At 73.8% G+C, this 25,440-nt stretch carries 21 protein-coding genes, 2 tRNA genes and 1 pseudogene; 9 read left to right on the top strand and 15 right to left on the bottom strand.

Annotated features, from left to right (window positions below):
- The first annotated feature begins 142 nt into the window (after positions 1-142).
- Positions 143-2,353, top strand: coding sequence for a sialate O-acetylesterase (locus tag AB0G13_RS03260; RefSeq protein ID WP_357868149.1), 2,211 nt, complete (start codon positions 143-145; stop codon positions 2,351-2,353).
- Between the two features lie 38 nt (positions 2,354-2,391).
- Here AB0G13_RS03260 and AB0G13_RS03255 read toward each other — a convergent pair whose 3' ends face one another.
- From AB0G13_RS03255 to AB0G13_RS03225, 7 genes are all read right to left on the bottom strand, one after another.
- The gene (locus AB0G13_RS03255; RefSeq protein ID WP_357868146.1) at positions 2,392-4,488 is read right to left on the bottom strand and encodes an acyltransferase family protein; all 2,097 of its coding nucleotides are present in this window, start codon (positions 4,486-4,488) and stop codon (positions 2,392-2,394) included.
- Complete coding sequence (locus AB0G13_RS03250; RefSeq protein WP_357868144.1) at positions 4,485-5,945, bottom strand: O-antigen ligase family protein; 1,461 nt, start codon at positions 5,943-5,945, stop codon at positions 4,485-4,487. The genes AB0G13_RS03255 and AB0G13_RS03250 overlap by 4 nt, the downstream gene beginning before the upstream one ends.
- A 1-nt stretch (position 5,946) precedes the next feature.
- Positions 5,947-7,323, bottom strand: a complete 1,377-nt coding sequence (locus AB0G13_RS03245; protein ID WP_357868140.1) for an oligosaccharide flippase family protein — start codon at positions 7,321-7,323, stop codon at positions 5,947-5,949.
- The gene (locus AB0G13_RS03240) at positions 7,320-8,387 is read right to left on the bottom strand and encodes a glycosyltransferase (RefSeq protein WP_357868137.1); all 1,068 of its coding nucleotides are present in this window, start codon (positions 8,385-8,387) and stop codon (positions 7,320-7,322) included. Before AB0G13_RS03240 ends, AB0G13_RS03245 begins: the two co-directional genes overlap by 4 nt.
- Positions 8,387-9,388 carry a glycosyltransferase family A protein gene (locus AB0G13_RS03235; RefSeq protein WP_357868134.1) on the bottom strand — a complete coding sequence of 334 codons (1,002 nt, stop codon included), beginning with the start codon at positions 9,386-9,388 and terminating at the stop codon, positions 8,387-8,389. Before AB0G13_RS03235 ends, AB0G13_RS03240 begins: the two co-directional genes overlap by 1 nt.
- An 89-nt stretch (positions 9,389-9,477) precedes the next feature.
- Positions 9,478-11,028 carry a sugar transferase gene (locus AB0G13_RS03230; RefSeq protein WP_357868131.1) on the bottom strand — a complete coding sequence of 517 codons (1,551 nt, stop codon included), beginning with the start codon at positions 11,026-11,028 and terminating at the stop codon, positions 9,478-9,480.
- Between the two features lie 110 nt (positions 11,029-11,138).
- Entirely contained in the window at positions 11,139-12,188 is a 1,050-nt protein-coding gene (locus AB0G13_RS03225; RefSeq protein ID WP_357868129.1) for an LCP family protein, read from the bottom strand.
- A gap of 166 nt (positions 12,189-12,354) precedes the next feature.
- On the opposite strand from AB0G13_RS03225, the gene AB0G13_RS03220 reads away from it, so the two are divergent.
- Together AB0G13_RS03220 and AB0G13_RS03215 are read left to right on the top strand one after the other, a co-directional pair.
- Positions 12,355-13,188 carry a class I SAM-dependent methyltransferase gene (locus AB0G13_RS03220; protein ID WP_357868126.1) on the top strand — a complete coding sequence of 278 codons (834 nt, stop codon included), beginning with the start codon at positions 12,355-12,357 and terminating at the stop codon, positions 13,186-13,188.
- A 123-nt stretch (positions 13,189-13,311) separates the two neighbouring features.
- Entirely contained in the window at positions 13,312-14,136 is an 825-nt protein-coding gene (locus AB0G13_RS03215; protein WP_357868123.1) for an MOSC N-terminal beta barrel domain-containing protein, read from the top strand.
- Between the two features lie 138 nt (positions 14,137-14,274).
- Here the strand turns inward: AB0G13_RS03215 and AB0G13_RS03210 are convergent, their stop codons facing one another.
- The 7 genes from AB0G13_RS03210 to AB0G13_RS03180 form a co-directional block, all read right to left on the bottom strand.
- Positions 14,275-14,814, bottom strand: a complete 540-nt coding sequence (locus AB0G13_RS03210; protein WP_357868120.1) for a GNAT family N-acetyltransferase — start codon at positions 14,812-14,814, stop codon at positions 14,275-14,277.
- A 67-nt stretch (positions 14,815-14,881) separates the two neighbouring features.
- Positions 14,882-14,964 (bottom strand) — tRNA-Leu (locus tag AB0G13_RS03205).
- Positions 14,965-15,089: 125 nt separating this feature from the next.
- The gene (gene bcp / locus AB0G13_RS03200; protein ID WP_357868117.1) at positions 15,090-15,566 is read right to left on the bottom strand and encodes a thioredoxin-dependent thiol peroxidase; all 477 of its coding nucleotides are present in this window, start codon (positions 15,564-15,566) and stop codon (positions 15,090-15,092) included.
- An 87-nt stretch (positions 15,567-15,653) separates the two neighbouring features.
- Complete coding sequence (locus AB0G13_RS03195; RefSeq protein WP_357868114.1) at positions 15,654-16,808, bottom strand: hypothetical protein; 1,155 nt, start codon at positions 16,806-16,808, stop codon at positions 15,654-15,656.
- Entirely contained in the window at positions 16,805-17,521 is a 717-nt protein-coding gene (locus AB0G13_RS03190; RefSeq protein WP_357868111.1) for a thioredoxin domain-containing protein, read from the bottom strand. Before AB0G13_RS03190 ends, AB0G13_RS03195 begins: the two co-directional genes overlap by 4 nt.
- A complete protein-coding gene (locus AB0G13_RS03185) occupies positions 17,514-18,038 on the bottom strand; it encodes a MauE/DoxX family redox-associated membrane protein (protein WP_357868109.1) in 525 nt (174 codons plus the stop codon). Before AB0G13_RS03185 ends, AB0G13_RS03190 begins: the two co-directional genes overlap by 8 nt.
- 31 nt (positions 18,039-18,069) lie before the next feature.
- Complete coding sequence (locus tag AB0G13_RS03180) at positions 18,070-18,660, bottom strand: sigma-70 family RNA polymerase sigma factor (protein ID WP_357868106.1); 591 nt, start codon at positions 18,658-18,660, stop codon at positions 18,070-18,072.
- A gap of 107 nt (positions 18,661-18,767) precedes the next feature.
- On the opposite strand from AB0G13_RS03180, the gene AB0G13_RS03175 reads away from it, so the two are divergent.
- From AB0G13_RS03175 to AB0G13_RS03160, 4 genes and pseudogenes are all read left to right on the top strand, one after another.
- Positions 18,768-19,412, top strand: coding sequence for a zf-HC2 domain-containing protein (locus AB0G13_RS03175; RefSeq protein ID WP_357868103.1), 645 nt, complete (start codon positions 18,768-18,770; stop codon positions 19,410-19,412).
- Between the two features lie 84 nt (positions 19,413-19,496).
- A complete protein-coding gene (locus AB0G13_RS03170; protein ID WP_357868315.1) occupies positions 19,497-21,161 on the top strand; it encodes a copper resistance protein CopC in 1,665 nt (554 codons plus the stop codon).
- Positions 21,162-21,177: 16 nt separating this feature from the next.
- The gene (locus AB0G13_RS03165; protein ID WP_357868100.1) at positions 21,178-21,912 is read left to right on the top strand and encodes a YcnI family protein; all 735 of its coding nucleotides are present in this window, start codon (positions 21,178-21,180) and stop codon (positions 21,910-21,912) included.
- Between the two features lie 683 nt (positions 21,913-22,595).
- Positions 22,596-22,874 (top strand): annotated as a pseudogene (locus AB0G13_RS03160) (hypothetical protein); the annotation flags it as partial.
- A 415-nt stretch (positions 22,875-23,289) separates the two neighbouring features.
- Here AB0G13_RS03160 and AB0G13_RS03155 read toward each other — a convergent pair.
- On the bottom strand, positions 23,290-24,558 hold the full coding sequence (locus AB0G13_RS03155; protein WP_357868097.1) for a glycosyltransferase family 87 protein: 1,269 nt from the start codon (positions 24,556-24,558) through the stop codon (positions 23,290-23,292).
- 76 nt (positions 24,559-24,634) lie between these two features.
- Here AB0G13_RS03155 and orn point away from each other — a divergent pair, with 76 nt between their 5' ends.
- Positions 24,635-25,225 (top strand): oligoribonuclease, encoded by a 591-nt coding sequence (orn, locus tag AB0G13_RS03150; protein ID WP_357868095.1) that lies wholly within the window; start codon positions 24,635-24,637, stop codon positions 25,223-25,225.
- A gap of 112 nt (positions 25,226-25,337) precedes the next feature.
- Positions 25,338-25,410 (top strand) — tRNA-His (locus tag AB0G13_RS03145).
- Positions 25,411-25,440 lie beyond the last annotated feature (30 nt).

The following is a 25,440-nucleotide window of genomic DNA, read 5'->3' as shown; positions in this document are numbered from 1 at the left end:
CGACCGCCACGCCTCCCGGCGGGGTCCGAGAGGGGTGCCGCCGGGGGCGTGGCGCAGTCGCAGGTCCCGGGCGCGGACCATCCGTCGCCGCGCATCGCATAGCCTTGCCGCGACGAACCGCCCGACCAGTGGAGGTCCGAGGGTGCCTGATCCTCTCTCCCCCTTCCAGCGCCTCCGGTCCGTGCCCCGGAAGGTCTGGATCGCCGTGGGGACGGTCGGGCTGCTCGCCTCCGCGCTGACGGTGGTCGTCTGGCCCTCGTCACCGGCGGGTACGCCGCAGGCGGCGTGGTCGGCGTCCGGCGGCGACGCGACGCGGCCGACGGCTGCGCCGGTGGACGGCACGACGTGCGCCGCGAACGTCCCCGGCATGGCCGACTTCACCCCCGTCGCGGCGATGGACCTGCCCGAGCGCGTCAACTGGGCGAACCGCGACCCGGCGTACGCGTTCGACCGCACCGCCGAGGTGGCCGGCGGTTTCGACCGGGTCGGCTACTGCCTGGAACTGACCGGCCCGGCCGGCCGGCAGTGGGTGTGGACCGCGATGGCGCCGTTCACCACCGACGCCCGCCGCCTCGGGCTGCCGACCCGGGGCGGCCAGATCGTGCGGCAGCGGGTCAGCGACCTGGAGATCGCGTCCAACGTCGAGGGCCTGACGACCGGCACGGGGCTTCCCGGCTACCTGGAGATGTGGCCCAACTCGTACAACGTCGGGGCGTCCGGCCAGATCCCCGGCGCCTCCGCCGGCCGCTTCGACGCCGACGACGACCTGCGGGGGGCCCTCGCATACGGCTCGTTCCAGGTGCACCTGGTCGCCCCCACCCGCCCCTCCACCGTCGCCCCGCAGACGGTGTTCGCGGTCAACGGGTTCACCTCGAAGAAGAACACGCTGTCGCTCGGGATCGGCACCGCCCCGAACGGCCACCCCGACTGGACGCTGTCCGACAACGCGGCCGCCTTCACCGAGCGCCGGTTGACGGTGTACGCGCGGCCGTCCGTGCTCACCCTCGACCAGCACCCCCGCGACCGGCAGCTGTACCCGAGGGACGCCGAGAACGGCGCGGCGGTCCTCGTCACCGGCAAGGTGCGCGACACCCGGGTCAGGGCCGTACGCCTGAAGGTCACCAGCGGCGCCGAGGGGTGGGAGGACACCCTGCCGGTCACCGGCGCCGCGGACTTCAATTTCCGCCGGCGCATCCTTGCGACGCTGCGGGAGTACCGCTTCGAACTGCACGTGCTGGGCGACGGCCTGAGCCGCCGGGTCGGCCTCTGGGAGGGGGTCGTGGCCGGCGACGTCTACGTCATCCAGGGCCAGTCCAACGCCGTCTCCGCGAAGTACCGGGGATCGTCCGCGGGGGAGGAGTCACCGTTCGTCCGCAGCTACGGATCGTCCACGGCGGACCGTACGCTCTCCGGGTCCGACCGGGGGTGGAACTACGCGGTCAGCGAGGCGATCCGGCAGCCCGGCTCGGTCGGCCAGTGGGGCATCCGGATGGCCCACCGGCTCTCGGACACCTACCAGGTGCCGGTGGCCGTCCTCAACGGCGCCGAGAACGGCAAGCCCATCTCGTTCTTCCAGCGTAACGACGCCGCTCCCGGCGACCTCGCCACCAACTACGGCCGCCTGCGGCAACGTCTGGTGGCCGCCGGCGTGATCGGGCGGGTCAGGGCCGTGCTCTGGTACCAGGGCGAGTCGGACGACGACGCCGCCGCCCGGCACGTGGCCGGCTTCACCGCCCTGCTCGGCGACTGGCGGCGGGAGATCGGCACCGACATCCCCGGCGACAGCCGGTACTACGTCTTCCAGGTGCGCACCTCGCCCTGCGGTGACAGCAGCACCGGCCAGCTGCGGGAGGCCCAACGGCGGATGCGCGACACCCTCGGCGTGACGGTGCTGTCCACCAACGGCCTCTCCGGCCACGAGGGTTGCCACTACGCCTGGGAGCAGGGCTACCGTGAGCTGGGCGACCGGGTCTTCCGCGTGCTGGCCCACGACCTGTACGGCGGCCCGGGGGACGGGGTCGCCTCCCCCGACCCGCGCTCGGCGGCCTTCGCCAACGCCGAGCGCACCGAGGTGGTGGTCCAGCTGCGCGACGACGACCCGCTCACGGTCCAGCCGGGGGCGCATGCGGACTTCCGCGTCAACGGCGGCACCGTCACCGTCACCGGCGTCGCGTACCGGGACGGCGGCCGGCTGGTGCTGACCCTGTCCGGCCCGGCGGACGGTGTCTCGGGGGTGAGCTACCTGGGCCACGCCGGGGCGGGGCCGTGGATCGTCAACGCCACGGGCTCGGGGCTGCTGGCCTTCCACAACCTGACGATCGCCGCCGGCCGCCCGGAGGCCGCCGGCACCTGATTCCCCGCGGCGGCCCGACATCGACCGCCTTGCGGCGGCTACCCGAGGACGGGGGCCAGTGCGTTGTGGAGCAGCGGCGCCAACCGGCGGGCGTACTGCGGGGTGAGGTGGGTGGCGTCACGCCGGACGATCACCCCGGCCACGAAGCTCGGGCATTGCCCGTTGGCGGTGCAGAACCAGTCCGTCGTGGAGATGTACGAGACGTTCTTCCCGCTCCAGACCCGACGCTCGACCTCCTGGTGCGACCGGTACTCCGAGGAGACGGAGGCGAGGCAGTCACGGGGCACGGAGATCCGAGTGATGCAGGCCTTCGGGTCCGGCCCTGCCGGCGGGGGCTGCAGCGCCACGATCCTGTCGACGTTACCGAGCCAGTCCCGGCGAGCGGTGAGCAGGGCGTTCTCCCAGTGCGGCAGGGACGGTTCGCCGCTCGTGGCCACGAAGCGCTGCCGGTAGGCGTTGCTGACGAACACCAGGTCGGGTTTGAGCGTGGTGAGCAGCCTCCGTACGGTCTCCCGGTGGCCGGGGCAGCTGCGGACGATGCTGTCGTCGCCGGCCGTCGTGGCTGCCGCGAGGAACGGGCAACCCACGTAGGTCAACGAGTGCACCGTCCAGCCCCGGGGCTCCAGGGCGCCCCGGATCGTTGGCAGCCACGCGACCGCCATGGAGTCCCCGACCACGACGGCCAACTTCCCGGTGCCGGGCGTGACAGCGGCACAGTCCTTGCCCCGGGGAGTTGCCGGTGAGCAGCCCTGCGAGTCGGCCCGGTCGAAACCGTGCTGACTCAGCCCGTCCAGCGACGGCGTCAGCGTCGGCCACCCACGGGCGTCGAGCGCGGCACCGATCTCGATGGCCAGTTCGGCCGTGGACGCGACCCCGGCGGTCTCCGCGGCGGCCTCCGGCGGTGTGCTCCGGACGGTCACCGTGACGACCACCGTCACCGTTGCGGCGAGCGCCACGAGAGTGACGGCCCGCTGGATCCGTCCTCGCCCCGTCTGCTGGCGCGGAGTCCTCGTCCGCCTGCTCTCCAACCAGGACGACCGTCGGACCGGCTCCTCCACGAGGTGGTACGAGGCGACCGAGAGCAGGACCGTGCCGCCCAGGGCGAGCAGCGCGGCGTGGCTGGCATCGGGCAGTGCGGCGTCGATCAGGATGATCAGCGGGAAGTGCCACAGGTAGAGCGAGTAGGAGATGTCACCGACGTAACGGGAGAGCCTGTTGGTCAGCGGGAACATCAACCGTTGCCCGCCCACGCCGCCGCCAATGACCAGTGCCGTCGACAGCACGGGGAGAAAGGCGCCGGGCACCGGGAAGGGAGTCTGCGAGGTGATGACGGCGAGGGAGACGACCAGACCCGTGAGTCCCAGCCATTGCAGCAGAGGGCGGGCCGCAGCCGGTATCCGGGCCAGCAGTGGCATCGCCACGGCGAGCAACGCTCCGACACCCAGCTCCCATGCCCGGGAGAAGGTGGAGAAGTAGGCGACGGTGGGAGCGTCGGCGACCTCCCGGAACGCGAACGCGATCGAGCCGGCGACCACCACGGTCATGACCATGCCCACGGCCGTCCGGGCCCGGCCGCGACTCCAGGCACGCCGCGCGGCGAGGCCCAGCACCAGCACCAGCAGTACCGGCCACACGAAGTAGAACTGCTCCTCCACCGACAGCGACCAGTAGTGCCGTAGTGGGGAGACCGGCCCATCCGTCTGCCAGTAGTCGGTGCCGACGGCTGCGAAACGCCAGTTGGCGGAGAACAGCGCGGCCCAGAGGGCGTCCCACGCCGTCGATCGGACCCGCTCACCGAGGAACAACAACGACGTCGCCAGGTAGGTGACCACGAGGACCAGCACCGCCAGCGGCATGATCCGTCGGACCCGGCGGCGGTAGAAGTCCGCGAAGGAGATCCGCCCGGTGCGTTCGTGCTCCTTGAGGAGCAGGCCGGTGATCAGGAATCCGGAGATGACGAAGAAGGCGTCGACTCCGACGAAACCGCCCGCCGGGCGGTGGAAGACATGTTCCAGGATGACCACGATGACGGCCAAGGCACGCAGCCCCTGGACGTCCGGACGGAAACTTGCTTTGCCGTCGGCGTGGGGTCGCACCGGCGCGACGTTCCGCTCACCGGTCATCACGGCAGTCATGGGCGTCCCTCAGCGACGTACGAGCCCGATGGATCGGCTGCCCACCGGCCAGGGCGGCCGTGGCGTTCGGATGAGGACGGCACCGCGAGACCGGGTGCGGGCTCGGCCCCCCGCCCGAGGGCGGCGTGGCGCCCGGCGGTCCGGGGCATCAGCCGACGGAGCGCGGCCCATCGTCCGCCCGGCCGGTCGGCGGCGTCCACGGGCCCGCGGGCCGGCACCGGGTCCGCCGTGGCGGAGGCGGAGGCCGTCAGCACGAGCACGACGAAGATCCACGACAGCCCGTCGACGGAGAGCGGGTTCCAGACGACCTCGGTGAACGAGTAGACGACCAGCAGCGCGACGGGCGCCTTCGCGGAGAAGGCCCGACCGTCGGTGACGGCGCCGTGCAGCAGGGTCGCCGCCCACAGGCCCCACAGCGTCAGCCCCACCAGGCCACCGGCGAAGATGACCAGGACGTACCCCGAGTGGAAGAAGTGGGTGGGCGCCTCGCCGACGTCCCGCAGGTAGTACCACTTGGAGACGCCGACGCCGGTCGCCTCCGTGCCGGCGATGTACTCGCGGGCGGCCATCCAGATGTTGCCGCGATTGCTCAGGGTGGTCTTCGACGCGGTCCACGTCAGGTAGGTGGCGAGCCCGAGGGCGGCCACCACCAGGGCGACGCAGAGGGGGAAGCTGATCCGGGGGAACTTCCGCCACCGTTCGAGGACGAGGCTGCCCAGCAGCCAGAGGCCGGCGGCGGCGAGGGCCAGGTAGCTGGTCCGCGAGCCCGTGGCGACGATGATCAGCAGGCAGAAGGACGTCGATGCCACCGCCGCCAGGCGCCGCATCGCGCAGAGGCTGGCGACCAGCGTGAACGACGCGAGCATGGCGACGTAGTTCTCGGACTCGTAGAAGCTCTTGAACAGTGCGCCCGCCATCGAGCACTTCTCCAGCTTTCCGGCGGTGCACGCCCGCCACGACTGCCCGGAGAAGACGGTCGGGATCGTCATCACCGACAGGACGGCCAGCCCCGTCCAGGCCATCGCCCTGCTGGTGAGGGCGGTGCCATGCGAGAGCAGGGCCACGGCGAGCAGCAGCAGCGCGGACGCGCCGTACGCCGCGAGTCTCGAGCCGTAGAGCCCGGCGCCGCTGAGGGCGTCCACGGCGAAACACCAGGCGAGCAGCGCGCCGGCCATCAGCAGGCTGATCCGGCGCCAGACGTCGGTGGGGCCGCGCAGGCTGCGGCGGCCCGACACGACCAGCCAGGCCAGCAGGCACAGCACCAGCAGCCCGATGAGCGCGGAACTGCGGTCGCCGGCGAGCACGGGCGCCGCGTTCGTGAGCACCGCGAACCCGATGAGGGCGACCGCCGTGGCGTCCCCGCCGAACGACGCGGTGACCTGCCGTCGGGCGCGCACCAGCCAGACGGCCACCGCGACCCCGCTCACCGTCAGCAGGACACCGAAGAGGCCGACCAACTCAGGCCCTTTCTCTCGAGGACGTCGGGCCGGCCGCCGGCACGGCGTCACCCGGTGGCTGCCGGCGGAGGGCGGCGACGAGGCAGCCCCACAGCAGCACGCAGAGCAGCGCGTCGCAGACCAGGCTGGAGACGACGGCACCCTGCCAGCCGTAGGCGGGGATGAGCCAGACGTTCAGCCCCGCGTTGACGACCCCCACCGCGATCTGACACACCGTACGGCGGCCCTGCATCCGGCTGCCCGAGAGGGTGTCGGCCGCCAGGTAGTGCAGCGCCTTCAGCACGAGCAGCGCGCTCAGCCCCTGCAACGCCGTCTCGGCCGCCGCGAACTCGGCCCCGAAGACGTACGGCATCGTCCACGCGAACGCGACGAGCGCCAGGCTGGCCGGCGCGCTGAACATCAGGTAGCGCGGCAGCAGCCGCCGGGTGAGGGCGAAGGCGGCGCGGGGCCCGTCCCGGCCGGCCTCGAAGAACTTGGGGTACGCGACCGCCGCCATGGAACGGCCCGGGGTGTACGCGAAGTCGACCACCCGGTACGCCGCCGCGTAGATGGCGGCGCTCTCGGGGGTGCTCAGCCGCGACAGCATGACCTTGTCGAGGTCGTTGTAGACGGTCTGGGCCGACAGGCCGACGGCGAACAGCATCCCGGTGCGGGCCTGCCCGAGCGCGCCGCGGACGTCGAACCCGAATCCGCCCGCGCCGCGCAGCCCGAACCCGATCACCAGCACGCCGACGACGCCGGAGATGGCGGCCGACAGGGTCGCCCAGCCGTACAGCGTCATCGGTTCCGCAGCCGCGAGGCCCAGCGCCAGCGCCCCGGCCAGCCGGCACACGTGCAGCAGGGCGGGGATGACCGAGGCGAGGAAGACCTGGCCCCGGGCCTGGACCGAGGCGGCCACGACCTCGACGAGCCGCCACGCCACCAGGTCGGCGAAGGCGAGGCAGGCGACCGCGACCACGCTCACCTGGGCGCCCCAGATGGCGACCCCCGCGGCGGTCACCAGGACCGTCGCGCCCGCCCCGAAGACGAGGGTGAGCAGCAGGCCCCGGGCGAGGTGCCGGGGCCAGTCGGACGGCGAGTCGGCGTAGCTCTGGAAGATCAGGCTCGGCGCGCCGGCCGAGGCGAACGGCGACACCACGGCGACGAGCGCGGTGATGCCGACGAACAACCCGTAGGTGTCGATCGGCATCTCCCGCGCGAGGAGAACGAAGAGCGCGCCCTGCGCGATGGTGCGCAGCAGGGTCCCGGTGAAGAACTTCCCGGACTTGCGCAGGAAGCCGTCGCCCCGGCCGGACAGGGAGGACCTCCGCCGGTGCGATCGGGGCCGGACGCCGTCGGGGGCCGCCACGGATCCGGCCGTGCCCTGGGCGAGCGTCACCGCTGCAACGCCTCCACCCACCGACGGCTCACCACGGCGGGATCGAGGGCCGCGCAGCGGGCGTGCCAGGCCTTCTCGAAGTCGGCGTGGGTGGGACGCTCGTGCTGCGTCATCCGCCGCACCGCCTCCGCCAGCGCCTCAGGGGTGGGCGCCGCCGCCAGCGTCCCCGGCACCAGCGTCGGGATCAGCTCGTCCAGCGCGGGCACCGGCAGCGTGGCGACGGGCAGGCCGGCCTCGGCCGCCTCGACCAGGCTGAACCCGAACGTCTCGGCTCGCGAGGGGTGCACCAGCAGATCGGCCTCGGCGAGGAGAGCGCCGACGCCGGGAACCCGGCCCAGGAACGTCACGCGGCCCGCCAGGCCCAGGTCACGCGCCTGGTTCTCGAGCAGCTCGCGTTCCTCGCCGTCGCCGGCCAGCGTCAGGTGGTAGGCCGCCGGCAGGAGAGCGAGGGCGGACAGGGCGCAGGAGTGGTTCTTGTACGGGCGGAACGCCGCGGTGGTGAGGAGTTGGATCCTGCGGGGGTCGACGACGGCCCGGGGCGGGACGAACGGGGTGAGCGGCATCGGGTTGGTGATGGTGACGACGGGCTGCCCCGGTGCGAGGTGCCGCACGGTCCGCGCGACGCCCTCCGAGACGGCGACGACGAGCCGGGGCCGCAGTGCGCCGACCCGGGTGACCCGGGCGAGGGTCCGCACCCTCCGGTCGATGCGCAGCCGCTCCGGGAGCAGGGAGTGTTCCCACGCCACGAAGCTCCTACCGGACCCGGCGAGCGCCGCGCCCACCGGCACGGTTCCCCACAGGCCGCTGGCCACGATCTCGACGTCGGCCGGCAGGCCCTGCAACCGTCGACGCAGCGGCGGCACCGCCTCCATCAGGCGGGTGATCCGGGACCCCAGGTTGAGGGTGTCGATCGGCAGGTCACCGAGGCCGGCCGGGATCCCCCGCGACATGACGGTCGCGGAGACCTCCACGTCCTGCGCCCGCAGGCCCTGCATGAGCAGCGCGGCGGCCCGCTCCATGCCGTAGAAGGGCTCCAGCTGGGGCAGCACGAAGTGCAGACGCATCAGCGGGCTCCGTCGCTCGGGCGGGCACCGGCGGCGACGCGGGACTTGCGCATCGCCACGCGCTCCAGGGTGGCCCGCGGCACGAGGCCGAGCGCGGCCAGCACCGCGTTGCGGGCCGACGGCGGCGAGTTGCGGCGGATGGCGCGCACCATCTCCCGTACGCCCTGTCCGTCGCGGGCCTGCAGCGCGTAGCGGAGGGTCTGCGCGGCGATGAAGTCGGAGAAGGTCTCCGGGGACCACACGCCTTCCCACCGCTTGGCCCACTCCCACGACTGGCGCCAGTCCGCGCGGGCGGAAATGGAGCCGGGGCTGCCCACGGTGTAGACGGCGGTGGCCTCCTCCACCTGCACGATCCTCGCGCGGGGCAGGCGTGCCGCCCGCACCAGCCAGTCCCAGTCCTGGTGCCGGGGCAGCGTCTCGTCCCACGGGCACCGGGTGGCCAGTTCGTGGGTCGTCACGAGGGTCGAGGTGGGCAGTGACTGGCGGCCGACGCCGAGGTGCCGGCGGCGGAAGAGGTAGTCCTCGGGCAGCATGCCGTCGGCGATCAGCGTCTCCGGGGCGGCGGTCGGCAGGGGAGCGGCGCCGGCCTTGCGTTGCAGGATCCGGGACGACACGACGGGCAGCCAGCCCTCGGCGGCCAGCCGGTCGACGACCGGCACCTGCGTCGCCAGCTTCGTCGGCAGCCAGGTGTCGTCGTCGTCCAGGAACGCCACGTGGCTGCCGGGGGCGGCGTGCGCGACCCCGAGGTTGCGCGCGTGCGAGCCCCGCCGGCCCCCGCCGGTGCACACGATCTCGTCCACGTGCGCCCGCAGTTCCCGCACGGACGCGGGGACCTCGGCCAGGTCGCAGACGACGACGATGTGTACGGACACCCCCTGCTGCCCGCGCGCGGACAGCACCGCCTCCGCGATGCTGGGCCTGCCCGTGGTCGGGATCACGACCGAAACGTCCGGCAATTGACTCTCCAAGCACTCGGCGCGCGATTGACGGCGAGCGCGCACAGTAAACGGCAGACGGTGAGGTCCGGGGCCACGGTGCCCACGGCATCCCCGGTCGGGCGGGCCGTCGGCGGACGGCCCCACTCAACGGCTCAGCGACCACCACCGCGGAAGACCTCGGACACCGTCCGGATGAGCACCTTAGCGTCGAGCCACAGCGACCAGTTCTCGATGTAGTAGTTGTCGAACCGCGCCCGGTCGGAGATCGGGGTGTCGCCGCGCAGGCCACTGACCTGCGCCAGCCCGGTGAGCCCCACCGCGACCCGGTGGCGCATGGCGTAGTTGGGGTACTCGGCGGAGAACTTCTCGACGAAGTACGGCCGCTCGGGGCGCGGCCCGACCACGCTCATGTCGCCGCGCAGGATGTTCCAGAGCTGCGGCAGCTCGTCCAGCGACGTGCGGCGCATGAAGCGGCCGATCGGGCCGACCCGCTGGTCGTGCGCGATCGACCAGTTCGTCTGCGACTCGTGCTCGTCGACGGGGCGCATCGAGCGGAACTTGATGATGTGGAACGGCTTGCCGTGGCGGCCGATCCGTTCCTGGTAGAAGAAGATGCCCGGGCCGCCGTCGAGGAGCGTCGCGATCGCGCAGAGCAGGAGGACGGGGCTCAGCAGCAGCAACGCCGTGGCGGCGAAGAGGATGTCCGACGCACGCTTGAGCGCCCAACGGGGCCCGGACAGGGTGATGTCGCCGACCTTGACGATCGGGATCGCGCCGATGTGGTCGCCGTGCGAGCGGGAGCCCCAGAGCCGTGGCACGGCCCACAGGTCGCAGCTCGCGCTGCGCGGCTGGCGGAGGACCTCCATCAGGGTCAGCTCCGGGCAGCTCGGGTCCGCGATGATGAGCACGTCGCACTCGACCATCCGGACGAGCGGTTCCAGCTGGTCCAGGGTGCCGATCAGGGGGAGCGCCGCCGGCACCTGCGGGTGCGTGGAGTCGACGCAGCCGACGAAGCGCAGCCCGTACTGGGGGTAGCGGCGCAGCAGCCGGGCGAGTTCCACGGCGATCGGCCCGCTGCCGATGATGATGGCGTTGTGCTCCACCCAGCGACGCTTGCGCGCGATGGTGGCGAACTCCCGCGAGAAGGCGCGACCGACGAGGACCAGCCCGGCCGCGATGATCACCCCTCGTGCGAACCCGCCCACGTACTCCGCCGAGTCGTGCCGCAGTGCCGCGACGATGGTGACCACGGCCGCGGACGCGAGCAGCCGCCCGCAGAGGCTCGGCAGCTCGTCGAGGATGCTCACGTGGCGACGGGCCCGGTAGAGCCCGCCCGCCGCGAAGATGGCGACCGTCAGGCCGGCCATGGCCAGCGTCCCGCGCCAGTACTGGAGGCTGATCAGCAGGGGCGCCAGCAGGGCGGCCACGTCGACGGGCGCCGTCATCATCCAGGCCCGCAGCCCGCGGGTGCGCGTGGACGCACGGGAACTGGCGTACGGCAGCACCGCCGTCACGTCGAGGCCGGGGCGGGGCGCGCCGTCGCCCGCCTGACCGCCCGCCGGCGGCGCGGAGGTGGGCAGCGCTCCGGTGGCACCGCCTCCGGCGTCGGCCCCGCTGCGCATCCCCGCCCTCATGCCTCGTGCCGCCACGTCATCGCGCTGCGTCGTGGTGGCGTCGTGGTCCATCGCCTGTTGCCTGGACATGGTGGGTCCTTCCCCGTTGACTGCCCCGGCGGCGCGCGGCAGCTTCGAGGCGAACGAAGGATACGACCGGTACGCGCGCGTCACCAGAGCCGGGAAGGCAGTCCGACCTCCTACTTTCCGGCGTTCAGGATCTCCGCCACGGCGTCGCGCCGGACGGCGTCGTAGAAGGACTTGGCCTTGTCGGTGTTCGCGAACACGACGCTCTCGCTACCCACCCGACCGGTGCCCTTCGTCGGGCTGGTGATGAAGCGCAGGTTGTTGCCGCGCAGGCCACGCAGGTCGGTCGCCATGCCCAACAGGGACATGTTCTCGTCCACCGACACCGCGTTCGACGTCGCCTTGACGAAGGAGTTCAACTTTCCCGGGTTCGTGACGATGCCCCCGGACACGGCGCGGTCCAGGATCGCCTTGATGACCTGCTGCTGGTGCCGGATGCGGGCGAAGTCCCCGTCCGGGAACTGCTTGCGCTGGCGCGAGTAGTCGAGCGCCGTCTCACCGTCCATCCGCTGCACACCCTGCCGGAAGGTGCGGAACGGAGGGTGGATCGAGGTGAAGGTCTTCTCCGCGTTGATGTCGATGCCGCCCAGGGCGTCGATGATCTCCTTGAAGCCGGCGAAGTCGACCATCATGACGTGGTCGATCCGCACGCTCGTGAACTTCTCGACGGTCTGCACCATCAACGGCACGCCACCCCACGCGTACGCGGCGTTGATCTTCGCGTCCCGGCCGCCCTGGTTGCCGTCCTTCGACCGGGGCACGGGGACCCAGGTGTCCCGGGGGATCGAGATGAGCTGGGCGCTCGACCGGTCCTTCGGCAGGTGGGCCAGGATGATCGTGTCCGTGCGGGAACCCGACGCGCTCTCCGGGTCGCGGGTGTCGCTGCCCAGAATCAGGATGTTCATCGCGCCCTTGGCCACCGTCTGCGGACGGCCCTCCTCGGGAACGTCCGCGAAGGCGTCGACGCGTTCGATGTCCGACTCCACCGAACGCAGGTAGAGCCCGCCGGCGATCATGCCGCCGCCGCCGAGCAGCGCCACCGCCAGCAGGCTGATGAGGGCGACGCGCCGCCACCGGCGACGAGGCTTCGCGTGCTTCCCCGGCTGACGTTCGGTCTGGTCGGCGACCGGATTCGGCTCGACGAACTGTTGTGGAACTGGCATGGCGGCGATGCTACTTATCCGCCGGGGTGTGCGCGTACCCTCATCCGGCTGGTGACGGTCCCCATCCGTGCCGACCCGTCCCATCTCGTCGCACACCGTCCACCTCGTTACGGGCCGACGGAGCTTTCCCCTACACCTGTTCGCTTCCGGCTGGTAGAACCCTTCCGTGGACGCAACGAAGCTTCGACGGGCCATCGCCCGCACCCCCCTCGCCCCCGTCGCGGCCTTCCCCAAGCGCCTGGCCCGCGTCGCCCGCCACGACGCGAAGGTGCTGCGCACCTCGGCCCGCTGGCTGGTCACCTCCCGGGAGCACCACAACTACACGTACGAGCTGACCAAGCTGAGCCGGCACCACCTCGCCTGGTTCGTCAGCGTGGTCTGCGACGTGCCCGTGAAGCAGGTCCGCGCGTACTTCGCCGAGATCGAGTCGGACGACGTGCTGCGCCGGCACATCGAGTCCGCCACCGCCGGCGCCGCCCGCCGGGGTCTGGCCGACCGGCAGGTCCGCTACGCCCGCCGCATCGGCTGGTACGCCATCGTGCGCGCCACGAAGCCGTCGCACGTCGTCGAGACCGGCGTCGACAAGGGGCTCGGCAGCTGCGTGCTCGCCGCCGCGCTGCTGCGCAACACCGCCGACGGGCACCCCGGCCGGGTCACCTCGCTGGACATCAACCCCGAGGCCGGCTACCTCGCCCGGACCGCGCCCTGGTCCGAGGTGGTCGATTTGGTCATCGGCGACTCCATCGCCTCCATCGCCGCGCTGGACCGGCCGGTCGACCTCTTCCTGCACGACAGCGACCACAGCCGGGCCCACGAGAGGCGCGAGTTCGAGGCCGTCGAGGGCAGGCTGGCCCCGGGCGCGATCCTGCTCACCGACAACGTCACCGTCACGAACGTCCTCGCCGAGCACGCCGAGCGCACCGACCGGCGGTTCCTCGCCTACCGGGAGACCCCCGCCAACCACTGGTACCCGGGGGACGGCATCGGCGTGGCCTGGTGAACCCGCTCCCTTGCTGATTCGTCGCCCCGCTCGGGCAGGGGACCCGGCGAGACGACCTCGGCGGCGGGGTCCGGTCGGGCGCGCGGGGCACCGGTCGGGCGCGGGCCGTGGCAGGGTGATCGCATGCGGTTGAGCGCCATCCACACGTACCCCGTCAAGGGTTGTCACCGGCGCGACCACGACGTCGCGGGCGTCGAGCCGTGGGGCCTGGCCGGCGACCGGCGCTGGATGATCGTCGACGCCGACGGCGTCGGCGTCACCCAGCGGGAGACCACGCGCCTGGTCGCCCTGCACGCCACGCCGCACGACGGCGGCCTGCTGCTGCGCGCCGAGGGCCACGACGACCTGGACGTGCCCGAGCCGGCCGGCGGCGATCCGGTCGCGGTGCGGACCTTCCGCAACCGGAAGCTGCCGGTGCCCGCGCTCCCCGCCGGGCCGGCGGCCGACGCCTGGGTCGGCGCGCTCCTGGGCCGTGCCGCCCGGCTGGTCTGGCTGGCGCGACCGGCCCGGCACATCCCGGCGGGGGACCGGGAGCACGACACCGGCGACCGGGTCAGCTTCGCCGACGCCTACCCGCTGCTGCTGGCCTCCGCCGCCTCGCTCGACGCGCTCAACGGGTGGCTCGCCGAGGCCGGCGAGGAGCCCGTGCCGATGGCACGGTTCCGTCCCAACCTGGTGGTGGAGGGCGCGCCGGCCTGGGCCGAGGACGACTGGGTAGGCCGCCGGCTGCGCATCGGCGGCGTCCGCTTCCGGGCCGCCGGGCCGTGCGACCGCTGCGTGGTCACCACCACCGACCAGGAGACGGGGCTACGCGGGAAGGAACCGCTGCGCACCCTCGCCCGGCACCGCAAGGTCGGTCAGAAGCTCCTCTTCGGACTGCACCTGGTTCCCGAGGAGACGGGCAGGATCGCGGTGGGCGATCTGCTCGTGCCCGGCTCCCCCTCGTGAGCCGGTGTCATCCGCCTCGGTCTCCCGCTCCCACGGCAGACGTGCGTGCCCCCGGCCGCCGCCGCGCGCCACGTTCCCGGGCCCGCGGCTGGCTCGCCGCCGGCGGGGTCGCGGCGCTCGCGGCTGCGGCGGCCTGGCTCAGCCCGCGGGTGCCGGCGGGGCGGCGAGGGCCAGCCACATGAGAACCTCGTCGCGGTCGTCGCCGGGGGCGACCCGCAGCGCGCCGGGCAGCCGACCGACCTCCCGGTAGCCGAGTCGCCGGTAGAACCGGTCCAGCCCCAGCCCGTCCCGCACGGTGACGTGCAGCGCCTCCCAGCCCATCCCGCGGCCGAGGCGCTCGGCCTCGCGCATCAGCGCGGCGCCGTACCCGTGGCCCTGGGTGTCCGGGTGGACCATCACCCGCTTCAGCACGCACCAGTGCGCCTTCAGGTCGAACCGGTTGTCGCAGAAGATCAGCGCGGCGACGAGCCGCTCGCCCGCGTACCCCAGGAGGAGGCGGTCCGGGCCCTCGGCGATGCCGGCGAAGGTGGGGTCCGCCGTGTGCCGGACGTCGGCGGCGGTGACCGGCGGTACGAACCCGACCGCGCCGCCGGCGTTGGTGACGTCGACCCAGAGGGCGACGATCCGTTCCCGCAACTCGGGGGTCAGTTCGGGATCGAGGACGAAGCGCAGGCTCACCCGGTAATCCTGACCGCGCGGGCCCCGCGCGGACCCGTGATCGTGACGCGCGTGACAGGGTGCTCGGTGCGGGAGGGGGGATTCGAACCCCCACGTCCTTTCGGACAATAGGACCTAAACCTACCGCGGCTGCCGTTACGCCACTCCCGCCGACCCGCTGAGTCTAGAGTGTTCCGCCGCATCGGTGGTGGGCCCGGCCACGCGGCCGGCCGCCGGGGTGCCCGGCCGGCGCGCGACCGGGCCTCGAAGGGCTCGGCCCCGGTGCGGCGGCGACCTCAGTCCAGCCCGAGGTCCCGGCGCAGCTTGGCGACGTGGCCGGTGGCCTTGACGTTGTAGAGCGCGCGCTCGATCCTGCCCTCGGCGTCGATCACGAAGGTCGAGCGGATCACGCCGGTCACCGTCCTGCCGTACGACTGCTTCTCGCCGTACGCGCCGTACGCGGTCAGCACGGACCTGTCGGTGTCGGCGACCAGCGGGAAGGTGATGGCGTCGCGCTCGCGGAACTTCGCCAGCTTCTCCGGCTTGTCGGGCGAGATGCCGACGACCTCGTAGCCGGCCGCCTGGAGCGAGGCGAGCGAGTCGCGGAAGTCGCAGGCCTGCTTGGTGCAGCCGGGCGTCATGGCCGCCGGGTAGGCGTACAGGACGACCTTGCGGCCGCGCAGGTCGGCCAGCGAGAGCGTCTCGCCGGTGTCGGTGGGGAGGCTGAACTCCGGCGCGGGGTCACCGGGGGAGAGGCGGTCGGGCGCGGTCATGGCACGACCCTACCGCCGCCCCCGCCCGCCCCCGGCCGGCGCGCCGGCCGAGCGGCGGGCGCGCGTGCAGCGGCGTCGATCATGCACTCATGGTGCCCGATCGGGCCTGTTCCGCTCTGGTTCGTCACCCACCACAACTCCATGATCGACGCGCGCGGTGGGGGGAGGGTGCGGGGTGGGGTGTGGGGGGCGGGAGGTGGCGTGCAGGCGGAGGGCGCCGGCCGCGGTGGCGCCCGCGCCGGCGACGAGGATCAGGGCGACCAGGATCCGGGCCGTCGACGCCGGCCAGGGCACGGGGGCGACGGCGCGGGCGAAGACGGCGGCGTTCGCCACCCCGGCGAAGAGCGCCAGGCAGGCCCCGGCCAGCGCCAGCGCGAAGTCGGCGGCCGGCCGGCGGGCCAGCGCGAAGACCCCCGCCGCGACGGCGCCGAGCCCGGTCAGCAGCGCCCAGACCTGCCCGCCCAGCAGGCCGGTCAGCACCCCGCCGACGCCCCGCGCGCCCGCGTCCAGCTCCCGGCCCACGGTGAACACCACCGCGGCCACCCCGCCGAGGACCAGCAGCGCGCCGAGCCCGGCCAGCGCCCGCGCGCCCGGCTGAGACCGGGCCGGTAACAGCCCGAGCGCCCCCACGGCCAGCAGCCCGACCGTGGCGACCACCCACCAGACGTACGCGTCCGGCGGCGGCACCCAGTCGAGGGTGCCGCGGATCTCCCCCGCCTCGGTGCCGGCGCGCAGCGGCACCGTCCAGTCCCGCACCCGGTGCTCCCGGTCGGGGGCGGCACGCACCTGCGGGGGCGGTGCCGACTCCCGCCAGAGCGCCCGCTGGTCGTGCCAGCGGACGGTGGAGGAGCCGTCGACCCGCCGCCAGTCCGGTGCGGCGGCCGGGTTCGCCTCGGCCGGCAGCCGCGTGTCCCCGGCGATGGTCCGGTTCAGGTACGTCGCGGGGGAGCGGACGTTCTCGTACACCCCGTCGGGGCCGACCCGCAGGTAGGGCTCGCCGGAGTAGCCGAGCACCTCGACGGCGCGGTCGCCGGTGTTGGTCAGCTCCAGCCGCGCGCCCGCCTCGACCACCCGTACGGTCAGTCCGGGGCGGGCCGGCGCGACGGCGCTCACCTCGGTGCGGTAGTCGGTGCCGTCGGGGGCGTCGGCGCCGTGCGCGGCGGCGGGCGCGGCGAACGCGGCCGTCGCGGTCAGCGCGCCGGCGAGCACCAGGCCGGCGCGGGTCACCAGGTCGCGGATCACCTGCCGGCCGCCTCCACCGCCGCCTTGATCCCCTCGGGGCTGCGGTCGGCGATCTCCTCGCCGTCGACCAGGATCGTCGGGGTGCCGGTGATGCCGGCCTTGCTGGCCTCCTCCGTCACGTGCTCGGTCCACGGCTTGAAGGTGCCCTCCCGCAGGCAGGAGGCGAAGCCGTCCCGGTCGATGCCGGTGCCCGCCGCGATGTCGGTCAGTTCCTCGTCGCTGAGCCCCGCGCCGCCCTCCGGCGGCTGCCGGTCGAACAGCGCCTTGGCGTACTCCCGGTACCGGCCGCCCTCCGCCGCGCAGCCGGAGGCGGCCGACGACCGGGTCGAGTACTGGGTGCTGGAGAAGCGGTTCAGGTACGCCACCGGGTGGTAGACGACCCGCACCTTGCCCTCGCTGATGAGCTGGTCGAGCGTCGGGCCACTGGCCTGCTCGAACTGCTTGCAGGCCGGGCAGAGGAAGTCCTCGTAGATGTCGACGGTGACCGGACCCGAGCCGGCGACGATCCCGGTGCCGGCCTCGTTCGAGCCGGTCGGCGGGGTGAAGTCGTCGGAGCGCTGGCTGGAGTAGACGCTCCAGCCGATGAGGCCGGCGACGACCAGGACGGCCACGGCGGCCACGGAGACCCAGAGCGTCCGCTTGCGCCGCTGCTCCCGGGCCAACTGCTCGCGGACCACCCGGGCGGCGCCCTTCTGCCCCTTGCGACTACTCATCCTCGTCCTCCACGGATGCGTCCCCCGCCAGCCAGCCGTCAACCGAGACGGGGGTGCGGGGCCAGATCAGCAGGAACCCGGCCAGTGCCAGGAATCCCAGGTCCCGGAGGATCTCCGGGAGGTAGCTCGGGGTCTGGCCCTCGGCGAGCTCCCCGCCGGAGCCGAAGCAGCCGCAGTCGATGGCGAGGCCCCGGCTCCAGGCGGAGACGATGCCGACGACGAAGACCACCAGCAGCGCCGTGGAGACCCCGGCGGAGAGCCGGGTGGCCAGCCCGAGCAGCAGCAGTACGCCCAGCGCCAGCTCGACGAAGGGCAGCGCCGCGCCGATCACCGTGGCGAGGTCGTACGGCATGACCTGGTAGGCGTTCACGGCGCGGCCGGAGGCGGCCAGGTCACCGACCTTGCTGCCGCCGGCGAACAGCCACACGGCGGCCAGGCCCAGCCGGGCGGCGACACCGAGCCAGGGACGGACGGCGGGCCAGCGGGCGACCCGGGTGTGCGGTGCGGTCACGATCATTGGTCGTCCCGTCCCCGGCGGAAGTTCCCGGTCATCCGGCGAGGGCGTCGCCGACCGCCTCGACGAGGTCGTTGCGGGCCCGGGCCACCCGGGAGCGGATGGTGCCCACCGGCACCCCCTCCACGGCGGCGGCCTCGGCGTACGACAGGCCGAGCAGCTGGGTGAGCACGAACGCCGCGCGTCGCTCCGCCGGCAGCCGGCGGACCAGGTCGGCGGCGCCGAACTGACCGGCGGGGTCCGGGTGCGACCGGTCGGTCCAGGCGTCGGCGGCGAGCCGCTCGCCGAGCCGGCGGCGACGGACGACCGTACGCAGGTGGTCGGCGCAGGTCCGGCGGGCGATGCCCAGCAGCCAGGTGCGCGCGCTGGAGCGGCCCTCGAACGCCGGCAGCGCCCGGAAGGCCCGCAGGTAGGTCTCCTGGGTCAGGTCGTCCGCGTTGTCCGGATCGACCAGCGCGGCGGTGAAGCGCCACACCTCGGCCTGGGTCAGCCGGACGAACGCGGCCTGGGCGACGGGGTCCCCGTCGCGGGCGGCCAGCGCCCACTCGGTCGCCGACTCCCGCGCAGCGGCGCCCGCGTCACCGGTCGGGCCGGCGGCGGAGGTCTCGCGCGGGGCGGGGATCACGACAGTCCAGGTTACGCGGCGGGGCCGGGCCCGGGAGGGTCCTTCGGCCCTTCCATGGCCTGCGCCACCTCGGGAACTATTCCGCCGCACCACACGACTACCCCCACATGACATGCGACGACGTACGCGCGGCGCTGTCGGCGCGGCTGGACGGCGAGGACCCGCTGGCGGTGCCGGCGGTGTTGGACGCGCACGCGGAGAGCTGCCCCGGCTGCCGTGCCTGGCGGGCCCGGGCCGAGCAGGTGACCCGGCTGGTCCGGGTGCAGGCGGTGGCGGTGCCCGACCTGACCGCGTCGGTGCTGGCAGCGGTCGCCGCCGATCCGCTGGCGCCCGGGCGCACGCGGGCGGCGGCCCGGGCGGCCCGCCGCCAGGTGCTGCGGGTGGCGGTCGCGGTGGCCGCGGTCGCCCAGCTGTCGATCGCCCTGCCGATGCTGCTCGCCGGGCTGGGCGTGACCGTCGACCCGCACACCAGCCGCGAGATGGCCTCCTTCGACGTGGCGCTGGCCGTCGGCTTCGCGCTGGCCGCGTGGCGGCCCGAGCGGGCCCGCGCGTTCGTGCCGGTCGCGCTGGTGCTGGCGGTCTGCCTGGCCGGCACCAGCGCGGTGGACATCGCCAACTCGACGACCGCCCTGGTGCACGAGGTCGGCCACCTGGCCGCCGTGGTGCAGGCGGGGCTGCTGTGGGCGCTGGGACGGGTCAGCGACGAGCCGGGCCGCCGGCCGTCGTCCGCACTCCTGGCCCGCCATGGCTGACATCACGCCGGCCGGGCCGGGCGCGCGGGTGCCGGCGGTCCCGGGCATGGTCAAAGTCGCGCCGGACCCGTCGGATTCGAGAGCATTGCCGGCATGAGTGTCGCCAACCGCCGCTGGACCGCCCGGCTGATCGCCACCGCCGGGCTGCTGGTCACCGTCGTCGCACTGCTGATCGCCCCCGCCGGGCCCGCCAGTGCCCACGCGGTGCTGGTGAGCAGCAGCCCGATCGCCTCGGCGGTGGTGTCGAACGGGCCGGCGGAGGTCGTGCTGACGTTCAGCGAGTCGGTGCGCAAGGTGCCGGGCAAGATCCGGGTGATCGCGCCGGACGGCTCCCGCGCGGACCGGGGCGAACCCACCTTCGAGGGCACCGTGGTCACCGTCCCGGTCGACCCGGCCGGGGCGCGCGGCACGTACCTGGTCAGTTACCGGGTCATCTCCGCCGACAGCCACCCCGTCTCGGGCGCGTTCACCTACTCCGTCGGCGCGCCCTCGACGCCCCCGGTGGACAGCGGGGACGACAGCCGGGCCGACCCGGTCGTCGGCAACGCGGTCAAGGTCGCCAAGTACGCCGGCTACGCCGGCCTGCTGCTGCTCGTCGGCGCGGCGCTGGTGCTCGCCGCGCTCTGGCCCCGGCGGCTGCCCCGACGGGGCCCGGCCCGGCTGGCCTGGGCGGGGCTCGGCCTGCTGGCGGTCTCCACGGCGGCGAACCTGCTGCTCCAGGTGCCCTACACCGCCGGCGGCGACGTGTTCGACGTGACCGGCGAGGGGCTGAGCGACGTGCTCGGCAGCTCCTTCGGCGCCGCGCACCTGATCCGGCTGGGTCTGCTGGCCGCGGCGGCGTTCCTGCTCCGGCCCCTGATGGCGGGGCCGGTCGAGCGGAGCGACCTGGTAATCCTGGGCGTGCTCGGGGCGGCGGCACTGGTGACCTGGCCGCTGGCCGGGCACCCGGCGGCCTCGCCCGCCCCGGCGGTCTCCGTGGTCGTCGACACGGTCCACCTGGGCGGCATGGCGGTCTGGATGGGCGGGCTGGTGATGCTCGCCGCCTTCCTGCTGCCCCGGGCCGACGAGCGGGAGTTGGGCGCGATCCTGCCGATCTGGTCGCGCTGGGCGGCGCTGGCCGTCTCGGCGCTGCTGCTCGCCGGCACCGTCCAGGCACTGATCGAGGTGGCCACCCCCCGCGCGCTGGTCGACACCACCTACGGGCGGCTGGTGCTGGGCAAGATCGGGCTCTTCGTGCTGGTGATCGCGGTGGCCGCGTACTCGCGGCAGCTGGTGCGCCGGCGCACCGCGGCCGGCCGGCCGACGTCGATGCGGCGGGCGGTCTGGGCGGAGCTGGCGATCACGGCGGTGGTCCTCGGCCTCTCCGCCGTCCTGGTGCAGACCACCCCGGCCCGCACCGCCGGCGCCGACGTGGCCGGCTCGACGGGCGGCTACTTCTCCACGACGCTCTCCAGCCCGAACTTCTCGCTCCAGGTCGAGCTGGACCCGGCCGAGCGGGGCAACAACACCGTGCACTTCTACGCGTACACCAAGGACAACCGGCCGCAGCCGGTGGTGGAGTGGCGGGCCACGGTCGCCCTGCCGACGGCGGGGATCGAACCCATCCAGGTCCCGCTGCTGCCGCTCACCGACAACCACGCCACCGGCGAGATCAACTTCCCGGCGGCGGGGGAGTGGCAGTTGCGCGTCACCGTCCGTACGTCGGACATCGACCAGGCCACGGTGACCGCCACCGTGCCGATCAGGTAACAGGAAGGCTCGCACCATGACCCGTCACCGGCGTACCGCAAGCGCCGCCGCCGCCCTGGCGCTCGGCGCCGTCGCCACCGCCGTCCTCGGCTTCGCGGCGCCCGCCTCCGCCCACGTCACGGTCAACCCGCAGGAGGCCACCCAGGGCGGCTACGGCCGGTTCGCCTTCCGGGTGCCGAACGAGAGCGACACGGCCTCCACCACGAAGCTGGAGGTGGTGCTGCCGGAGAACGCGCCCGTCGGCTCCGTGTCGACGATGCCGGTGCCCGGCTGGACGGTGGCGGTGGAGAAGCGCAAGGTGGACCCGCCGGTGGAGGTGCACGGCAGCCAGCTCAGCGAGGTCGTCTCCAAGCTCACCTGGACGGCCACCGGGAACGCGGCGGTCAAGCCCGGCCAGTTCCAGGAGTTCCCGGTCTCGATGGGGCCGCTGCCGCAGGTCGAGACGATGGTCTTCAAGACGTTGCAGACCTACTCCGACGGCAACGTGCAGCGGTGGATCGAGGAGCCGCTCCCCGGCGGCGAGGAGCCGGAGAGCCCCGCCCCGGTGCTCGCCCTCACGGCGGCCTCGCCGTCGACCGCCCCGACCGCCCCCACCGGTGCAGCCGCGCCGCAGGCCGACGACGATGACGACGAGAGCGACGGCGTGGCCACCGGGCTCGCGGTCGCCGGCCTGGTCGCCGGCGTGGGCGGCCTGCTGCTGGGCGGGCTCGCGTTCTCGCGTACGCGGCGGACGCCGACGTCGCAGGTGTGACCCGTACCGCTCGCCGGCCCGTCGGACCATCCGACGGGCCGGCTGCTTTCCTGACCCGTGCCGTGGATATCCGCTGATCGGTCGCCCCGCGTCGGTAAGGTCGGCCGGGTATCCGGCTACGGAGGGGGACGAGACGAATGCGGTTCGTGCGGGTGCTCGCCGCCATGCTGCTGCTGACGGTCGGGATCACGGCACTGCTCGCCGGCGGGGCGCTCGCGCTGCTCAGCCGGCAGGCCGACCCGGGTGGGGCCTTCAGCGCCCGGTTCGAGACCGTGCAGACCCCCGGTCACGCGGTGGTCGTCCGGGACGTCGACGAGCTGCTGCGGGCCGAGGCGCCGTTCGCCCGCGCCGGGCAGGCCCGGCTCCGGCTGGACGCCCGGACGCCCGACGGCCCGGCGTTCGTCGGGCTGGCCCCCGCCGACGAGGTGCGGCGCTGGCTCGACCCGGTCCCGCACGCCGAGGTGCGCCGGGTGGCGCTGGCCCGGGGACCGCTGCCGGTCCGGTTGCAGCCCGCCGGTCCCGCGCCGTCCGTCGGTCCCGCGCCGTCCGTCGGTCCCGCGCCGTCAGCGGCGCCGATCGGCCAGCCCTTCTGGGTACGCGAGGGGATCGGCGCGCTGGAGTGGACCCCGGCGGAGCTGGCCGACCGGCGGCTGAGCCTGGTCGTGATGCGCCCCGACGGGCGGGCCGACCTGAGCCTGGAGCTGCGCGCGGGACTGCGCGCCGGCTGGACCGCCCCGGCGACCGCCGGGCTGCTGGCCGGCGGGGTGCTGGCGGTGGCGCTGGCCCTGCTCCTGCTGCGCCCGGTGCGCCCCCGCGAGGTGGTCTTCGTGGTCGAGCCGGACCAGGTTCCGGTGCTCGCCGGCCGCCTCGGGGTGACCTCGCTCAGCGGCCTCGGCGCGCAGCCGACCCGGGACAGCGACCGGTCCCGCGTCGCCGGTCGTCAGCTCGCCTCGGTCGGCGCCGCTCCCACGGGGGACCGGCCGGCGATCGGGCCGGTGCCCGCCCGCCGCCCCGCGACGCTCGCCGACCTCGCCGGAGACGACCCGGCGCTCCGGCCGCCGGAGGTGAACCTCACCCTGGCCTGGCCGCCCGCTGCCGCCGAGGAGACGGCCGGCCCGGTCGCCGCGGAGGGCCGCCGCCCCGCCGCCTCCGACGACGTCCCGCAGTCGCCCGACGACCCGCGCTGACCTCGCGTCCGCGCCGCCTCGCGCTGCGGGCAGCGGTCCGGGGTGCGGGACGGCGCCTGCGTCCCGAGGGGGTGGCCGAGACGGCGGACGGCCCTCCGCGCTGCCGACGCGGAGGGCCGTCCTCACCGGGGGATCGGTGCTACCCGAGAGTCGTCTAAGGTAGTTGCGACCAGATTAGCGATGAACGAGGCTACTTGGGAAGAGTGTCCATTTGGCGGGGCTCGCCGCCCTCCCGCCGCACCGGCAGGATCACCAGCAGCAGGAGGCTCAGCAGCACGTACGTGTTGCGCACCAGGAACTCGCCCGGTGAGTCCGTACGCACCGGGGCGATCCCCCAGTCGTGGAAGGTCACCACCCCGTACACGATGAGGGCGGAGGTGCCGACGGCGAGCGCCACCAGCCGACGTCGCCGGCGGGCGCCCTCGCCGCTCGCGGGGTCGGCGCTCAGCGCCGCGTCCGCCAGCACCACCACCGCCGGGATGAACCAGTAGATGTGGTGGGTCCAGGTGATGGGGCTGACCAGCGCGCCGACCAGCCCGGTCAGGGCGAGGCCGGTGAGCGGGTCCCCGGCGCGGGCGGCCCGCGCAGCGCGCCACAGCCCGTACCCGGCGACGACCGCCACCAGCAGCAGCCAGACCAGCTGGTTCGGCTTCTCCGGCGCGGTGATGCGGCTGAGCAGGCCGAACAGCGACTGGTTGCCGGTGTAGTCGGTGCGGCCGACCCGGTCGGTCGCCCACAGCTCGTGGGTCCAGAACCGCCACGAGTCACGCGGCGCGATCGCCGCGGCGAGCAGGGTCGCGGCGGCGGCCGTCACGCTCGCCACCGCCGCCGCCCGCCACCGGCGGGTGACCAGCAGGTAGACGATGAAGATGCCCGGGAAGAGCTTGAGCGCCGTCGCCAGCCCGACGCCCACGCCGGCCCACCGGCTCGCCCGGGGTACGGCGAAGAGCAGGTCCGCCAGGATCAGCACGACCAGCAGCATGTTGATCTGACCGAAGGTGATCGTCTCGCGGGTGCTCTCGACGGCCAGCACCAGCAGGACCGCCACGGTGAGGGTGAACACACCCGGCAGGCGGTGCCGGGCGATCACCGGCGCGAGCAGCCACCGGGTGGTGACCACGACCGCCAGGCCCGTCAGCACCGTGAAGATCGTCACGGTGGCGCCCAGCGGCAGCAGCGCGAACGGGCGCAGCAGCAGCGCGCTGAACGGCGGATAGGTGAAGTAGAGCTCGCCCTGCACCCGGTCGGGCTGCACGTAGTCGTAGAGCGGGTTCCCGGCCGCCCACCAGTCCATCGCCCGCATGTAGATCTTCAGGTCGAAGAAGTCGTGCACCAGGCCGGGCAGGTAGAGCGCCGGCAGCACGGCGGCCAGCGCCAGCAGGGCGACGAGCCGACGGACCGTACGGCCGCCCGGATCGTCGTCGGTGACGGCGGGCGGTGCGGCGGGTTCGGCTGGCACGGGGGAAACCCTAGCGGTCACCTCGCGCGCCGGTGCGCGGGCGCGCGGCCGGGTGGGCTGCGCGTAGGCTGTCCCGGTGGCTGATCTTCTCGTCTGGATCGACTGTGAGATGACCGGGTTGGACCTCGGCAGGGACAAGCTGATCGAGGTCGCCGCGCTCGTCACCGATCCCGACCTCAACGTGCTCGGGGACGGCGTCGACGTGGTGATCCACGCCGACGAGGCGGCGCTGGCCGGGATGCCGGAGATCGTGGCGACGATGCACGCCAAGTCGGGGCTGACCGAGGAGGTCCGGCGCTCGACGGTGACCCTCGCCGAGGCCGAGGAGAGGGTCCTGGACTACGTGGCCAGCCACGTGAAGGACCCCCGCACCGCCCCACTGTGCGGCAACTCGATCGCCACCGACCGGGGCTTCATCACCCGGGACATGCCCCGCCTCGACGCGCACCTGCACTACCGGATGATCGACGTCTCGTCGATCAAGGAGCTGTGCCGCCGCTGGTACCCCCGGGTGTACTTCGGCCAGCCCCAGAAGGGGCTCGCGCACCGGGCCCTGGCCGACATCCGGGAGAGCATCCGGGAGCTGGAGTACTACCGGCGGACCGTCTTCGTGCCCCTGCCCGGACCAGACGTGGAGACCGCCAAGGCGATCGCCGCCGAGCTCTGAGCCGGCCCGGCGGAACCCGCTGGACGTAGCGGGCGGGGATGGGGCTATTATTGGTCCGCACCCCGCCCGGGGCGATCGACCGGGCGCGGATCCATCGGGTGTGAACGGCATGGTGGCTGTAGCTCAGTTGGCAGAGCACCGGGTTGTGGTCCCGGTTGTCGTGGGTTCAATTCCCATCAGTCACCCTCAGTAAAACCCCAGGTCAGGGCCGGTTT

This window comes from Micromonospora sp. NPDC023633 (assembly GCF_040640035.1).
Taxonomy (GTDB): domain Bacteria; phylum Actinomycetota; class Actinomycetes; order Mycobacteriales; family Micromonosporaceae; genus Micromonospora.
Note: the sequence above shows the minus strand (reverse complement) of the source record. Positions and strands in the feature narration are given on the sequence as shown.